The sequence below is a fragment of the Plantactinospora sp. ZYX-F-223 genome (assembly GCF_039649625.1).
GTDB lineage: Bacteria > Actinomycetota > Actinomycetes > Mycobacteriales > Micromonosporaceae > Plantactinospora.
This window is the reverse complement of the sequence record NZ_JBDJAV010000046.1, coordinates 25549-40422: the sequence shown is the minus strand read 5'-3', so window position 1 is coordinate 40422 and position 14874 is coordinate 25549. Positions and strand designations below refer to the sequence as shown.

Sequence of the window (14874 nt, the reverse complement as noted above, 5' to 3'; positions counted from 1 at the left end):
CTGTTGGTGCGTGACGGTGACCCGGACGGCGTCCGAACCGCCGTAGCAGAGGGCGCCCTGCCGGCCGTCGCCGCTGATCAGGACCGCTGCCCAGTCCTCAATCCGGGTGGTCGAGCCGAGGCCGTTGACAGGGCGATGCACCCCGCCTACTTTGGCTGGAACCCAAACAAAGGTCAACGGCGACGGTTGCGGGTACGCCGGGAGAGGCGGGGCGGGTGCGCTGGCCGAAGGGTCTGACCGGGCTCTGCTACGGCGGTGACTACAACCCCGAGCAATGGCCGGCAGAGGTCTGGCCGACCGACGTCGAGCTGATGCGGCGGGCCCGGGTCAACCTGGTCACCGTCGGGGTCTTCGCCTGGTCCCGGCTGGAGCCGCAGCCCGGCCGGTACGACTTCGAGTGGCTGGACCAGGTGCTCGACCTGCTGCACGACGGCGGCATCCGGGTGGCGCTGGCGACCCCGACCGCGTCCCCGCCGCCGTGGTTCTCGCTCCGGCACCCGGACGCGCTGCCGGTCACCGCCGACGGGGTACGGCTCAGCCACGGCAGCCGGGACACCTACTGTGCCAGCGCCCCGGCGTACCGAGCGGCGGCCCGGGAGATCGCCGTCGCGCTCGCCGAGCGCTACCGGGACCATCCGGCGCTGGCGCTCTGGCACGTGCACAACGAGTACGGCACCACCTGCTACTGCGAGCATGTCGCCGTCGCCTTCCGGGCCTGGCTGCGGGCCCGCTACGGCGACCTCGACCGGCTCAACGACGCGTGGACCGGCAGCTTCTGGAGCCAGCACTACTCGGGCTGGGAGCAGATCCGGCCGCCCCGGGCCACCCAGTACCTCGGCAACCCGAGCCAGCTACTGGACTTCCGCCGGTTCGTCTCCGACGAGCTGCTGGAGGCGTACGTCGAGCAGCGGGACCTGCTCCGGGCCGCCACCCCGGACGTACCGGTGACCACCAACTACGTGCTCGGCGGCTGGGTACCGGTGGACCACGCGCGGTGGTCCGCCGAGGTGGACCTGGTGGCGATCGACCACTATCCGGCGGAGATCGGGCCGGGCGCCGAGGAGCAGACCGCGTTCGCCGCCGACCTGGCCCGGTCCTGGGCCCGGCACGGGCAGCGGACCGGGCGGGCCGGCCGGACCGCCGCCGGACCGCCGGAGGGCCGGAACCCGCCCGGCGGCCCGGCCTGGCTGCTGATGGAGAGCGCGCCGAACCTGATCGTCACGCCGGACCGGATGCACGCCAAGGAGCCGGGCCGGATGACCCGGCACAGCCTGGCCCACGTCGCCCGGGGATCCCGGGGTGCGATGTTCTTCCAGTGGCGGGCCTCCCGGGGCGGTGCCGAGGTCTTTCACTCCGCACTGGTCCCGCACGCCGGCCCGGACAGCCGGGCGTTCCGCGAGGCGGTGTCGCTCGGCGCACTGCTCGACCGACTCTCCGAGGTGGACGCCGGCACGGTACGGGCGCGGGTGGCGATCGCCTGGGACGCCGCCAGTTGGTGGGCGTTGCAGGCCACCGTGCTGCCCTCGGCGCAGCTCGACTACTCCGCCGAGGTGTCGGCGGCACACCGGGCGCTGTACCGGGCCGGCCACGCGACCGACTTCGTGACCGACGGCGACGACCTCTTCGGGTACGCCCTGCTGGTGCTTCCGGCGCTCTACCTGGTCTCCGACCGGTACGCGTCCCGGATCCGCGACTACGTGGCGGCCGGCGGTCACCTGCTGGTCAGCTACTTCAGCGGGATCGCCGACGAGCATGCCCGGGTCCGGGTCGGCGGCTATCCGGGAGCGCTGCGCGACCTGCTCGGCATCCGGGTGGAGGAGTTCCATCCGCTCGATCCGGACACCCGGCTGCCACTCTCGGACGGCACCACCGGTCGGCTCTGGGCCGAGACCGTACGCCTGACCGGCGCGACGCCGTCGGTCGGTTACCTCGGCGGACTCCTCGACGGCCAGCCCGCGCTGACCCGGCACGGGTACGGCGACGGCGTGGCCTGGTACCTCGCCACCCGGCTCGACGACGATCCGTACCGCGACCTGCTGGCCCGGCTGGCCGAGGCGGCCGGCGCGGCACCGACCTGCCCGGCGGCGCCGGCCGGGGTGGAGGCGGTCCGCCGGTCCAGCGCCGAGACGAGCTGGCTCTTCCTGCTCAACCACACCGACGCGCCACAGACCGTCGCGGTGTCCGGAGTGGACCTGTTCACCGGCGTACCCGTCGACCCGGTGGTGCTGCCCGCCGGAGGTTGTGCGGTGCTCCGCGAGACCTGAGATTTCCGGTGCGTGTTCCTCGGTGGACGGGAATGGCGGTTGCCGGTGTCGTGAAAGCGATAGTGAACACAAATGTTCAGCGCGACCCGCGTCATACGGAGCGAGTGTGTCACTGCGGCTTTGTATCGGCTGCATTAGCTGATCGTCAGGGATGTCCGCCGGACGGTGGACCGGAGCCCGCCGCCCCTACCGCTACGCTGGCGGTCCGAGCTTATGTCAGGTGATTCCAGCTCGGCATGCTCATGAGACACACATGACCGGGGTGTGCGTGGGATGACCACGAGAACCGACGCGGAGGGTGGAGCGTGGTGACGGCTACAGTGGAAGCACCGGTCAACGCCGCTGATCTTCAGGAGTACCGGGCGTATCTTCAGCGCGGAGAAACGCGTCTATCGACTCTCCACCGGGTGGCGGGCGCCTTTCTCGGCGGGGCCGGCCTGCTCACCCTGCTTCCGGTGCTGTTCCGTGACACCTTTTCGGAGTTGTTTTCCGAGCTGCTGTTCCTGCCCTACCCTTCTTTTCCGCCCTCCAGCGCGCCGCAGCGGTGGCTCATGATGTTCCCGGTCGCTGTCTCCCTGGTGCTACCTCTGTGGGCGCTCTATGCCCTGTTACGCGACCTGGTCCGCTTCTACTTCACGAGCCACCACTTCGGCGCCCAGTACCCAGGCGTTTCGTACCCGAGGTTCATCCTGTCCGGGATCCGGGTTTCCGACAAATCCCTGTCCGATCCGGAACCGATACGTCAGGCGCGTCAGGAACTCGGGGTGACGGAGTTGCTCGTTCCGGTGTCGGCCGCCGCCCGGCAGCGACTGCTCAGGGAAGCTCATCTCATCGGTGAGTGCCGGGGCCTTGAAGTCACCTCCAACATGACCGTCGTGCAGAACAAGCTGCGCGAGTTCATGTTCAAGTACACCGCGTCGGTCCCGCGGACGCTGGCTCAGGAATCCGCCAAGATGGAGGCATCGCTGGCGCGTCACAACCTGTTGCTCAGGGTTCTCGTTCTCCGGTACGCCAAGGCGTTCCTCCTGACCATCCTCACCACCGGGATCACCATCACCACCCTGGTCTTCCTCGACCTCGCCGCACCGGCGCGCCGGGTCGAACTGGTGGGTAACGCGGGCGCGGAGGTGGTGCCCGGGACGGTGCTGTGGCTCGGTGTCCTCGGTGTCTACGCGGCCTGGTGCCCGGTTGCCGCGTTTGTCGTGCGGCGTCCTGTCGCCTGGATCTACCAGGAACTGGACGACCGGAACCGGTCCTTCAGGACTCCGCAGAGTCTTCTCCAGTTTGAGGTCGTCACACTCGCCTCGGTCGCATTCGCCAGCATTCTCACGACCGCCTCGCTGTGCTGGTTCGTGCTGGAATCGCAGAGCCTGGCGGCCACCTGGCCCGCGATGGTGGCGGGTGTGGCGCTACTGGGGGCGACGCTCCTGTACGTGGGCAGGAACATCGCCTCGGGATTGAGGAGGGACGGGTGAGCGGTGAGGAGACGGCGAACGCCTCGACGGCAGTGAGCGACCACGGATCGGGCGTCGACGAGGTGCTCGCGATGAAAGTAGAGGTCGCGGAACTCCGGGAGTGGCTGACGAACCTCAAGCACGAGTACGTGCTGGCCGGCGCTTCCGTGCGGGACGGCGCGGACGCCGACGTGGAGATGATACGCCAACTGCGGCAAGAGGCGGAGGGCCTCGTCAAGTTGGTGCGCAGCGCGACCCTGTTCGGCCGGTACGCCGACGACGCGGACCACCATCGCCGCCAAGCGAATCGATGGCGACGGTTCGCCGTCGCAATCCTCGTCACGGCGGTGGGCCTGGCGGTCTATTTCGTCGTCGCGGTGCCGAACCTGGCGTGGTATCAGATCGCGGTGCCGATGCTGCCACTCGCGCTTCTGTTCACCTACGCCTCAATCGAGTCACACAACCATCGACGCGCCGAACTCGATCGCAAGCGTATCTATCTTCGGATGGCCGCGATCGAGTCCTACACGACGACCGACATTAGTGATCAAGTTCGTGACGACCTGGGTGGACTGCTCTACAAGTTCATAGAGAAGCACTTCATCGAGCCCCAGCTCGACCCCAATGAACTTTCATCGGTCTCGGCAGGCTGGCCCGCCTGGCGTGCGCGTGTCGAGCGGCGGGGCGGAGGCCGGCAGTCGCAGTAGGAAGCGGGTTAGGATAGGGCCGTTGAGGTGCCTCCCGTAGCCCGGCGGCTCCGGTCCGGGCAGTTCACCCGCGGGTATGCCCGGCCAGCCTCCGCCGCCGGGTATGCCACTATGCATCGATGGCATATCCCTCGGTCCCACCGCCGGGCATGGCCCTGGCCGCCTACCCGTACCCGGTCCCGCTGCCGCCGGGCTGGGGCGCGCTGATCGTCTCGGCGAACCGGGGGCCCTACCTCGTGCCCGCGCCGAGCACCTGCAAGCTGAAGATCGATGGGCGTGAGGTCTCCGGAATGGCGGAGGGCACCTTCCACATCGCGGTGCCGGCCGGGGAGCACGAGGTCAAGTACACCGACCTGTTCGGCATCCCGATGATGACCACGAGGGTCGTCGTACAGCCGGGTGCCGGGCACCAGTTGTCGTTCCGGTTCGGCGGGTGGCGCAACCGGGTGCACGACGGGCTGGGTACCGACGTGACGAAGTTCGGCATGTGGTCGAACTACAGCATCGCCCTGATCAGCTTCGGCGTGGTCGGCCTGATCTGCTGCGGCGGGCTGGTGCTGGTCCCGATGCTGACCGGCGGGGGCGGGAGCTGACCCACCCGTACGGCCCGGAGTGGCGGGTAGCGCTCAGAAGTAGTCGAGCAGTTCGGCCCGGTGGCCGGCGCCGAGCAGGTCGAGCGCGCCCGGGTCGGTGCCGGCGGGGCAGCGCAGCAGGCCGGCCTCGGCGACCGCGTACCCGTCGGCGGCACCGGTGTAGAGCAGCGCGAAGCCGCGTACCGAGAGCTGGGTCGGGGGCTCCTCGGGGATCCGGTGCAGTTCGGCACCACCGCCGTCGACCTCCAGCCGCCAACTGCCGGAGTTCCACGGCGCGATCTCGTCGGTCAGTGCGAAGTCGACCCGACCGCGCACGTGTGCCGGCCAGCCCCGGCTGCGTACCGCCCGGACCACGTCGACCGGCCGGTGCATCCAGATCCGCTGCTCGTGCTGCCGGGCCTGCTCCAGCGGCAGGTTGGCGGCGACCGCGTCGGTGCCCAGCGGCCAGAGCCGGACGGTCGGGGTGACGCTCTGCCAGCTCGCGAGTACGCCGACCAGTTCGCGGGCCGCCTCGGGCGTGCTGGCCAGCACCTCCTCGACGGTCAGTACGGCGTGCTGGTCGTAGCCGCGACCGCGCTGCCAGCTCGCGTACCCGACCAGCCGGCCGTCCTGCTCGACCAGGGTGAGCCCGTCCACCCCGTCCGGCAGCGCCGTCGGAGGCTGGTTCCGGTCGAAGACCCCGCCCCGGCGGGTGAGCAGGCCGCAGCGGTGCCGGACGATCCGCTCGTACAGGTCGGCCGTGGCGGCGAGATCGGCGGGACCGCCGGGCCGGACCGTCAACCCGGGTGCCGGCCGGTGCCGGGGCAGCGCCACGGTGGGCAGGTCGACGGCGCGCAGGGCGCCGGTCACCTCCCAGCCGGCCCGCCGGTACGGCCCGGTGACCGTCGGATAGAGCGCGCTGATCGCGGCACCCCGCTCGCGGGCACCCCGGAGCAGCTCGCGGAGCAGCGCCAGGGCCACGCCCCGGCCGCGCGCCTCGGGCAGCACCGCGACTCCGCCGACGTCCGCCGCGGAGACCCGGCGGCCGGCCCACCACTGCTCGTGGTGCAGGTCGACCGCCTTGCCGACCAGCCGGCCGTCCGGGTCGAACGCGCCGTAGCCGGTGACGCCCGGCCGGGGATCGGTCGACGGTGCTGCGGTGGACGGGGCGGAGCCGAAGGCCAGCCGGCCCAACTCGCCGGCCGCGGCCAGGTCGTCGGCTTCGAGCTGCCGGATGAGGGTGGGCACCGACCGAGCCTAGTCAGCCCGCCTCGACCGTCGCGAGCGAGTTCGTCGCCGGGTGCCGGCCCACGGCCGGGCCGGCGGGACGCTCCGGTGGCGGCGCCGGGCGGGCTGAAACCTTTAAACCGACCGGGCTCGATGTTGTGTACCGGAAAGCGGTTGCCCTAGCATTCAGGTGCGCAGGAAGCCGTTCCCCCGTTGTCGGGTTGCCGTTGAACTGTTCCATTTCGGCCGCCCTCCCGCGGTTCGGGTCCGGCCGGCCCCAGGGCAGGGTCGGTACGGCATGGCCATCCCCGGTCGGGCTGGCGAAACCCGGTACCGCGCCCCGCCCCCAACGGAGTTGATCATGCGTATCTCAGCACGTCGCCGTACCCTGCTCGCCGCCACCGCGGCCGCCGCGCTCGCCGCGACCGGCACCTTCACGGTGGTCGCCTCGGCCGCCGCCGCCGGTTGCCGGGTCGACTACCAGGTGACGAACCAATGGCAGGGCGGCTTCGGCGCCAGCGTCAGCCTCACCAACCTCGGTGACCCGGTCACCGGTTGGAGCCTGACCTGGTCGTACGGCGCCGGCCAGCAGGTCACCCAGGCCTGGAACGCCACGGTCAGTCAGAGCGGCGGCCAGGTGACGGCCAGCAACGTCAGCTACAACGGCGCACTCGGCACCGGCGCCAGCGCCACGTTCGGCTTCAACGGCTCGTGGAACGGCAGCAACCCGGTGCCGGCGAGCTTCGCGATGAACGGCACCACCTGCACCGGTGCGGTGGCGCCGACCGCGACCACGCCGGGCGGACCGCCCACCGGCACCCCTCCGGCGACCACCCCGCCGGTGACCACACCGCCGCCGACCAACCCGCCGGCCGGGGCCAAGCAGGTCGAGAACCTCGACCGGGGCCTGGTCAGCGTCCGCTCCGGCAGCGCCAACCTGGTCTCCTGGCGGCTGCTCGGCACCGAGACCTCCGGCGTGTCGTTCAACCTCTACCGGGGCTCGACCCGGGTCAACTCCACCCCGATCACCGGCGCCACCAACTATCTCGACTCGGGCGCCGCCGCCGGGTCGGCGTACACGGTGCGGGCGGTGGTGAACGGGACCGAGCAGGCGGCCTCGGCGCCGGCGCTCCAGTTCGGCAGCGGCTATCTCGACGTACGGCTCCAGGTGCCGCCCGGCGGCACGACACCCTCCGGGGAGGCGTACAGCTACGTGGCGAACGACGCCTCCGTCGGTGACCTGGACGGCGACGGCCGGTACGAGATCGTGCTCAAGTGGGATCCGTCGAACGCCAAGGACAACTCGCAGTCCGGCTACACCGGCAACGTGTACGTCGACGCGTACACCCTGACCGGCACCCGGCTGTGGCGGATCGACCTGGGCCGCAACATCCGGGCCGGCGCGCACTACACCCAGTTCCAGGTGTACGACTACGACGGCGACGGCCGCGCCGAGGTGGCGATGAAGACGGCCGACGGCACCCGCTCCGGCACCGGCCAGGTGATCGGCTCCTCCTCGGCGGACCACCGCAACTCCAGTGGCTACGTGCTGGCCGGGCCGGAGTTTCTGACCATGTTCGACGGGCAGACCGGCGCGGTGCGCTCGACGGTCAACTACGAGCCGGCCCGGGGCAACGTCTCGTCCTGGGGCGACGACTACGGCAACCGGGTGGACCGGTTCCTCGCCGGAACGGCGTACCTGGACGGGCAGCGACCCTCACTGATCATGGCGCGCGGCTACTACACCCGCAGCGTCGTCGTCGCCTGGGACTTCCGCAACGGCTCGCTGACCCGGCGCTGGACCTTCGACTCCAACTCGGCCGGTTCGCAGTACGCCGGCCAGGGCAACCACGCGCTGACCGTCGGCGACGTGGACGCCGACGGCCGGGACGAGATCCTGTACGGAGCGATGGCGATCAACGACAACGGCTCCCCGCTGTGGAACACCGGGCACGGGCACGGCGACGCGGCCCACCTCGGCGACCTCGACCCGAGCCGCTCAGGGTTGGAGTACTTCAAGGTCAGCGAGAACTCGTCCAGTCCGTCGTCCTGGTTCGCCAACGCGCGTACCGGGCAGGTCTACTGGTCCACCTCGCCGGCCGGGGACAACGGCCGGGGCGTGGCCGGGGACGTCCACGCCGGCAGCGCCGGGGCGGAGTCCTGGTCGTCGGCGGCCGACGGGCTGCGCAGCCCGAGCGGGTCGAACGTCGGCCGCAAGCCGTCGTCGGCGAACTTCCTGATCTGGTGGGACGGCGACCCGGTCCGGGAGCTGCTGGACCAGACCCGGATCGACAAGTACGGCACCAGCTCCGACACCCGGCTGCTCAACGGCAGCGGGGTGGCGTCGAACAACGGCACCAAGGCCACCCCGGCGCTCTCGGCGGACATCCTCGGCGACTGGCGCGAGGAGGTGATCTGGCGGACCAGCGACAACGGCGCGCTGCGGATCTACAGCACGCCGACCGAGACCAGCACCCGGATTCACACCCTGATGCACGACCCGATGTACCGGGTGGCGATCGCCTGGCAGAACACCGCCTACAACCAGCCGCCGCATCCGAGCTTCTTCATCGGGAACGGCATGTCCACCCCGCCGGCACCGTCGATCTATCTTCGGTAGCCCGGATCAGGATCCGGAAACGATAGGGCCCGGAAACGCGAAGCCGCACCGGCCCGCGGGGTCGCTCATCTCCCCGCGTGCCGGTGCGGCACACACCGCGACATCACGCGACCCGTCCCGATCGCGCTTGTCGAACCACCACCGGTAAGAACATTAGGCCGCTTCCGGTGCGCGCCGATGACGGCACGGTGAAGAGTGTGTTTCGCGACCTCGATTCGGCGTGACGCCGGTCACGGTCACCGCCGCGACCGGCCTCGCCATGGAGATCGCGACCGGCCTCGCCATGGAGATCGCCGGGCCGGTCAGCCCTGCCGGCGGAGCCCGCCGGCGACCTTCTCCGCGATCAGCTCGTACGAGCGCACCCGGTCGGCTATGTCGTAAACCAGGGTGGTGATCATCAACTCGTCGGCCCCGGTCCGGGCCTGCAGGTCGGTGAGCTGCCGGCGTACCGTCTCCGGCGAACCGAGCGCCTGCCCCTCCCGCCGTTCGAGCACGAACTGCCGCTCCAACTCGGTGTACGGGTACGCCGCCGCCTCCTCCGGGGTGGCCAGCGGGGCCGGCCGGCCGGTACGCAGCCGCAGGAAGGACAGCGAGGCCGGGCCGGAGAGCCACTCCGCCCGTTCGTCGTCCTCGGCGCAGACCGCGTTGACCGCCACCATCGCGTACGGCCGGTCCAGCCAGCGCGACGGCCGGAAGCTCTGCCGGTAGAGGGCCAGCGCCGGCAGGGTGTTCGCCGCGCTGAAGTGGTGCGCGAAGGAGAACGGCAGGCCGAGCAGCCCGGCGAGTTGGGCGCTGAACCCGCTGGAGCCGAGCAGCCAGATCTCCGGCCGGTCACCCTGGCCCGGGGTGGCGGTGATCGGGCCCGGCCGCTCCCCGGTGAAGTAGTTGACCAGGTCGTCCAGCTCCTCCGGGAAGTTCTCGGCCGACAGCCCCGCCATGGTCCGGCGCAGCGCCAGCGCGGTCGGCTGGTCGGTGCCGGGCGCCCGGCCGATGCCGAGGTCGATCCGGCCCGGGTGCAGCGCCTCCAGCGTGCCGAACTGCTCGGCCACCACCAGCGGCGCGTGGTTGGGCAGCATCACCCCGCCGGACCCGACCCGGATGGTCGAGGTGGCCGCCGCCACGTGGGCGATCAACACCGCCGGGGCGGAGCTGGCGATCGCCGGCATGTTGTGGTGTTCGGCCACCCAGAACCGGTGATAGCCGAGTTCCTCGGTGCGCCGGGCGAGTTCGGTGGTGTGCCGCAGGGCCGCGCCGGCGGTGGTGCCGGCGGCGACCGGTGCGAGGTCAAGGACAGACAACGGTACGTCGATCACACGTGCGGCAACCGGCGACGGACCGGATTTCTTCCGGGCGGCGCCTTCACCGGCGGATTTCCCGCGTCTCGCCGGACGGGTTTGCCCGGCCCCGCTCCCGGGACCGGCGCCCCGTGGTAATCCTCTGGCAGGAGACGTGAGCCTTCGACGGCAGTGTCCCGGAGCGGGGGAAAACAGGCGGGCGGATGGTACTCGGTGGCGGGGCGGAACTGCTGCGGAGAGAGGAAAGCTCGCCACGGGCGACCTTCCTGGAACTCTTCCTGGACCTGGTCTACGTCTTCGCGCTGACCCGGGTCTCGCAGCGGCTGGTGCACGACCTCACCCAACTCGACCAGGAGGTCTTCCTCGAGGCGCTGCGCGCGCTGGTGCTGCTGCTGACCCTCTGGCTGCTCTGGTCGATGACCACCCTGATGACCAGCCGCTTCGACCCGGAACGGCCGCTGGTCCAGGGCGTCGTGGTGGTCACCATGTTCGGCTCGATGGTGATGGCGGTCGCCGTACCCCAGGCGTTCGGCGGGCACGGGCTGATGTTCGCGCTCGCCTACGTACTGCTCCAGTTCGGCCGGCCGTTCGTGCTGGGGCTGACCCTGCGCGGCGACCCCCGGCAGCGGATCTCCGTCCGGCTGGTCTTCTGGGTACTCTGCACCGCCCCGCTCTGGATCGTCGGGGCACTCGTCACCGGCGACCTCCGGCTGCTGCTCTGGGGCCTGGCGCTGGTCGCCGACTATCTAGGCCACCTGCTGCGCTGGCCCACCCCCCGGCTGGGCTCGTCGACGAGCCCGGAATGGGCCTTCGCGGGCGAGCACATCGCCGAGCGGTACCAGCAGTTCTTCCTGATCGCGCTCGGCGAGTCGATCCTGGTCACCGGGTTCGCGTTCAGCGGCGGCGACTTCACCGCCGCCCAGTCGGCCGCTTTCCTGATCGCCTTCACCACCACCGTGCTGCTCTGGCGCGTCTACTTCTTCCAGGCCGGGTTCCTGCTGGCCGCGGCCTTCGGCACCGCCCGCGACCCGGCCCGGTTCGCCTGGTCGGCCACCTACACCCACCTGGTGATCGTGGCCGGGGTGGTCACCACCGCGGTCGGGTACGAACTCGTGGTGGCCCGGCCGCTCGGGCACACCGACGGCGCCTGGGTCGGGGTCATCGTCGGCGGCCCGTTGCTCTTCCTTGCCGGCCGGGCCCGGTTCGGGTACGAGGTCTTCGGCACGGTCCTCCGGTCCCGGCTGCTCGGCATCGTCGCGCTGGTGGCGGCGGCGCCGGGCATGCTCTTCGTGCCGCCGCTGGCCGTGGCCGGCACCGTGAGCACGATCCTGCTGGGCATCGCCCTGCACGACCTGGCCCGGACCCGGGGCCGCCAGCCGAAACCCCCCGCCTCGCCACTCTGACCGCCCCGAACACCGACCGGCGGGCCCGGCTGGGCGGCCCGGCTCAGCGTGCCGTCGGGCGGGCCCGGACGTGCAGGCGTTCGCCCTGCGGTCCGAAGAGGGAGAGGACCTCGGTGACCCCGGGGCCGGGGTTGGAGACGTGGTGCGGGACCCGGGTGTCGAACTCGGCGACCTCGCCCGGGGTCAGGATCAGGTCGTGCTCGCCGAGCAGCAGGCGCAGCCGCCCGGAGAGCACGTAGAGCCACTCGTAGCCCTCGTGGGTCTGCTGTTCCGGCTCGCCGCCCGGAGTGTTCGGCGGGAGGATCTGCTTGAACGCCTGCAAACCGCCCGGCCGGCGGGTCAGCGGGAGGAACGTGATGCCGTGCCGGACGATCGGCCGGGGATGCACCCGGGGGTCCGCGGTGGCGGGCGCGTCGACCAGTTCGTCGAGGGAGACCTGGAAGGCCCGGGCGAGCGGCAGCAGCAACTCCAGGGTCGGCTTGCGGCCGCCGGACTCCAGCCGGGACAGGGTACTCACCGAGATGCCGGTGAACTCGGCGAGCTGGGTGAGCGTATTGCCCCGCTGCCTGCGCAGCTCCCGCAGCCGGGGGCCGACCGAGGTCAACGCGAATTCGTCCTTTGCCATACCGGCAAGGATAGTTGCTGACCGTCCCAACGCGCCGCACCGTGGAGGCGTACCGTGCGAGGAAGGGGAGCGCAGCGTGGAGAAGACATACGACGTGGTGGTGGTCGGTGGCGGCGCCGCCGGGCTGGCCGGAGCGCTGGCGCTGGCCCGGGCCCGGCGGTCGGTGCTGGTGGTGGACGCCGGGGAGCCGCGCAACGCACCGGCCGACCGGGTGCACAACTACCTGGGCCGGGAGAACACACCTCCGGCGGAGCTGGTGGCGGACGGGCGTGCCGAGGTGACCCGGTACGGCGGCGAGATCCGCACCGGTCGGGTCGAGACGGCCGCCCGGGACGGCGACGGTTTCCGGCTGACCCTGGACGGCGGCACCGAACTGCGGGCCCGACGGCTGCTGGTGACGACCGGCCTGGTCGACGAACTGCCCGAGCTGCCCGGGCTGGTGCAGCGGTGGGGCCGCGACGTGCTGCACTGCCCGTACTGCCACGGCTGGGAGGTGCGCGACCGGCGGATCGGCGTACTGGTGACCGGGCCGACCGCCATGGCGGTGCACCAGGTGAACCTGTGGCGGCAGTGGAGCCCCCAGGTGATGCTGCTGACGCACGAGGCCCCGACACTGGAACCCCCCGACGCCGAACAGCTCGCCGCGCGGGCCATTCCCGTGGTCCCCGGCCCGGTCGCCGGGCTGGAGATCGCCGACGACCAGCTCACCGGGGTACGCCTGGCCTCGGGCGAGGTCGTCGCGCTCGACGCCCTCGTGGTCGCGCCCCGGTTCACCGCCCGGGCCGGCCTGCTGGAGTCGCTCGGGGTCAAGCCGGTCGACGTGGAGATGGGCGGGCACGTCGTCGGCAGCCAGATCCCGGCCGACCCGAGCGGGCTGGCGGTGCCCGGGGTCTGGGTGGCGGGCAACGTGGCGGACGTACGCGCCCAGGTGATCTCGGCCGCCGCGTCCGGCCTGATGGCCGGTGCGCAGATCAACATCGACCTGGTCGCCGAGGAGACTCGCAACGCCGTCGAGTCCTACCGGCACCAGGTGCGCACGATGTTCGAGCAGGAGGGCTGGGAGGAGCGCTACCAGGCCCGCCCGGCGATCTGGAGCGGCCGCCCCAACCCGCAACTCGTGGCCGAGGCGGCCGGGCTGGCGCCGGGCCGGGCGCTCGACGTCGGCAGCGGAGAGGGCGCCGACGCCATCTGGCTCGCCGAGCGGGGCTGGCAGGTGACCGGGGTGGACATCTCGACCACGGCACTCGGCCGGGCCGCCGCGCACGCCGAGGCGGCCGGTGCCGAGGTCGCCGGCCGGATCGAGTGGCGGCACGCGGACCTGCGCGAGCAGCCGCCGGCCGAGGGCCGGTACGACCTGGTCTCCGCGCAGTTCATGCACCTGCCCGGCGAGACCCGACGGGAGGTGTTCGGCCGGCTCGCCGCCGCGGTGGCCCCCGGCGGCACCCTGCTGATCGTCGGGCACCACCCGTCCGATCTGCGTACCTCGGCACACCGGATGCACTTCCCGGACATGATGTACACCGCCGAGGAGGTCGCGTCCGGGCTCGACCCGACCGCCTGGACGGTGCTGGCCGCCGAGACCCGGCCCCGGCCGGTGGTGGACCAGGAGGGACGCGAGATCACCATCTCCGACGCGGTACTGGTCGCCCGCCGCCGGTAGCCGACCCGGGGGCGGGCCCGGTGGCTCAGCGCGGCGCCACCGTCCGGAGCGGACGGCGCCGCCCCGGTCAGGCGGGCCGGGTGACGGGTTCGGCCCGGGCGAGGACGGCGTCGGGATCCCGTAGCGGCCGGCCCGGGTCGACGTCGCCGCTCACCAGCACCGCCTGATCCGGGCCGGCAGCGGAGAAGAGCGTTCCCTCGTGCTGGACGGCGGCCGTGCCCCAGGCCACGGCGGTACGGAGCGCGGCGATGCCCGTCCCGCCGCCGTGCAGGAAGCCGGCCAGGGCGGCGTCACCGGCACCGACGGCGCTGACCACTCGGGGCACCCGCGCCTCGGCGTGCCGTACCTCGGCGGCCTCGACCAGCAGTGCGCCGTCGATGCCGAGGCTGGCCAGCACCGCGCCGGCGCCGAGCTTGCGGACCTGGAGCGCCGCGTCGATCACGTCGCCGAACGTCCGCAGTGGCCGGCCGACCAGGTGGGCCAGCTCGGAAGAGTTCGGTTTGACCAGGTCGGGTCGGCCGGCGAGGCTGGCCCGCAGCGGCTCGCCGGAGGTGTCGACCGCGACCCGGACCCCGCGGGACCGGGCCGCCTCGGCCAGTTTGGCGTACAGGTCCGGCGGTACGCCGTCGGGCAGGCTGCCGCAGCAGGCCAGCCAGGTGACGCCGGCGAGGTTGTCCAGGACTGCGCGCACCAGCGCCTCGGTCTCCCCGGCGTCCAGCTCGGGACCGGGCTCGTTCACCTTGGTGACGGTGCCGTCCGGCTCGACCAGGCTGATGTTGCTGCGGATCTCACCCCGCACCGGCACTTCCCGAACGGGCAGTCCGGCCAGCCGGAGCATCTCGGAGAGCTGGGCGCCGACCGAACCGCCCACCGGCAGGACGGCGGTGACCGGTCGGCCGTGGCGTTGCAGGGCCAGCGCGACGTTGACGCCCTTGCCGCTGGGTTCGTTCCAGCCGCGACGGCTGCGGATCACCGTCCCACGGGGTAGGGCGTCGATGAAAACCGTCCGGTCGACGCTCGGGTTGGGGGTCAGGGTGAGAATCACAG

General features: G+C 71.8%; 11 protein-coding genes. 7 read left to right on the top strand and 4 right to left on the bottom strand.

Annotated elements, in window-relative coordinates; all coding sequences use genetic code 11:
• The first annotated feature begins 215 nt into the window (after positions 1–215).
• From AAH979_RS34130 to AAH979_RS34115, 4 genes are all read left to right on the top strand, one after another.
• Positions 216–2264 (top strand): beta-galactosidase, encoded by a 2049-nt coding sequence (locus AAH979_RS34130; RefSeq protein ID WP_346262253.1) that lies wholly within the window; start codon positions 216–218, stop codon positions 2262–2264.
• A gap of 308 nt (positions 2265–2572) precedes the next feature.
• Positions 2573–3739: a hypothetical protein gene (locus AAH979_RS34125; RefSeq protein WP_346262252.1), complete on the top strand. Its 1167-nt coding sequence runs from the start codon at positions 2573–2575 to the stop codon at positions 3737–3739.
• Positions 3736–4425, top strand: a complete 690-nt coding sequence (locus AAH979_RS34120) for a hypothetical protein (protein ID WP_346262251.1) — start codon at positions 3736–3738, stop codon at positions 4423–4425. Before AAH979_RS34125 ends, AAH979_RS34120 begins: the two co-directional genes overlap by 4 nt.
• 119 nt (positions 4426–4544) lie before the next feature.
• The gene (locus AAH979_RS34115; protein WP_346262250.1) at positions 4545–5018 is read left to right on the top strand and encodes a hypothetical protein; all 474 of its coding nucleotides are present in this window, start codon (positions 4545–4547) and stop codon (positions 5016–5018) included.
• 33 nt (positions 5019–5051) lie between these two features.
• Here AAH979_RS34115 and AAH979_RS34110 read toward each other — a convergent pair whose 3' ends face one another.
• On the bottom strand, positions 5052–6245 hold the full coding sequence (locus AAH979_RS34110) for a GNAT family N-acetyltransferase (protein ID WP_346262249.1): 1194 nt from the start codon (positions 6243–6245) through the stop codon (positions 5052–5054).
• Between the two features lie 340 nt (positions 6246–6585).
• Here AAH979_RS34110 and AAH979_RS34105 point away from each other — a divergent pair, with 340 nt between their 5' ends.
• A complete protein-coding gene (locus AAH979_RS34105; RefSeq protein ID WP_346262248.1) occupies positions 6586–8844 on the top strand; it encodes a cellulose binding domain-containing protein in 2259 nt (752 codons plus the stop codon).
• A 302-nt stretch (positions 8845–9146) separates the two neighbouring features.
• Here AAH979_RS34105 and AAH979_RS34100 read toward each other — a convergent pair whose 3' ends face one another.
• A complete protein-coding gene (locus AAH979_RS34100; RefSeq protein WP_346262247.1) occupies positions 9147–10157 on the bottom strand; it encodes an LLM class flavin-dependent oxidoreductase in 1011 nt (336 codons plus the stop codon).
• A 185-nt stretch (positions 10158–10342) separates the two neighbouring features.
• Between AAH979_RS34100 and AAH979_RS34095 the strand changes: the two genes are divergently transcribed.
• Positions 10343–11542, top strand: a complete 1200-nt coding sequence (locus AAH979_RS34095; protein WP_346262246.1) for a low temperature requirement protein A — start codon at positions 10343–10345, stop codon at positions 11540–11542.
• Between the two features lie 43 nt (positions 11543–11585).
• Here AAH979_RS34095 and AAH979_RS34090 read toward each other — a convergent pair whose 3' ends face one another.
• Positions 11586–12167 carry a helix-turn-helix domain-containing protein gene (locus AAH979_RS34090; protein WP_346262245.1) on the bottom strand — a complete coding sequence of 194 codons (582 nt, stop codon included), beginning with the start codon at positions 12165–12167 and terminating at the stop codon, positions 11586–11588.
• A gap of 76 nt (positions 12168–12243) precedes the next feature.
• On the opposite strand from AAH979_RS34090, the gene AAH979_RS34085 reads away from it, so the two are divergent.
• Complete coding sequence (locus tag AAH979_RS34085; protein ID WP_346262243.1) at positions 12244–13827, top strand: bifunctional NAD(P)/FAD-dependent oxidoreductase/class I SAM-dependent methyltransferase; 1584 nt, start codon at positions 12244–12246, stop codon at positions 13825–13827.
• Positions 13828–13894: 67 nt separating this feature from the next.
• Here the strand turns inward: AAH979_RS34085 and pfkB are convergent, their stop codons facing one another.
• Positions 13895–14872, bottom strand: coding sequence for a 1-phosphofructokinase (gene pfkB, locus AAH979_RS34080; RefSeq protein ID WP_346262242.1), 978 nt, complete (start codon positions 14870–14872; stop codon positions 13895–13897).
• Positions 14873–14874: the final 2 nt, after the last annotated feature.

Coding starts and splice junctions, on each gene's coding strand:
- AAH979_RS34090 (WP_346262245.1), bottom strand. CDS start 12,167: ATGGCAAAGGACGAATTCGCGTTGACCTCGGTCGGCCCCCGGCTGCGG.
- AAH979_RS34095 (WP_346262246.1), top strand. CDS start 10,343: ATGGTACTCGGTGGCGGGGCGGAACTGCTGCGGAGAGAGGAAAGCTCG.
- AAH979_RS34115 (WP_346262250.1), top strand. CDS start 4,545: ATGGCATATCCCTCGGTCCCACCGCCGGGCATGGCCCTGGCCGCCTAC.
- AAH979_RS34105 (WP_346262248.1), top strand. CDS start 6,586: ATGCGTATCTCAGCACGTCGCCGTACCCTGCTCGCCGCCACCGCGGCC.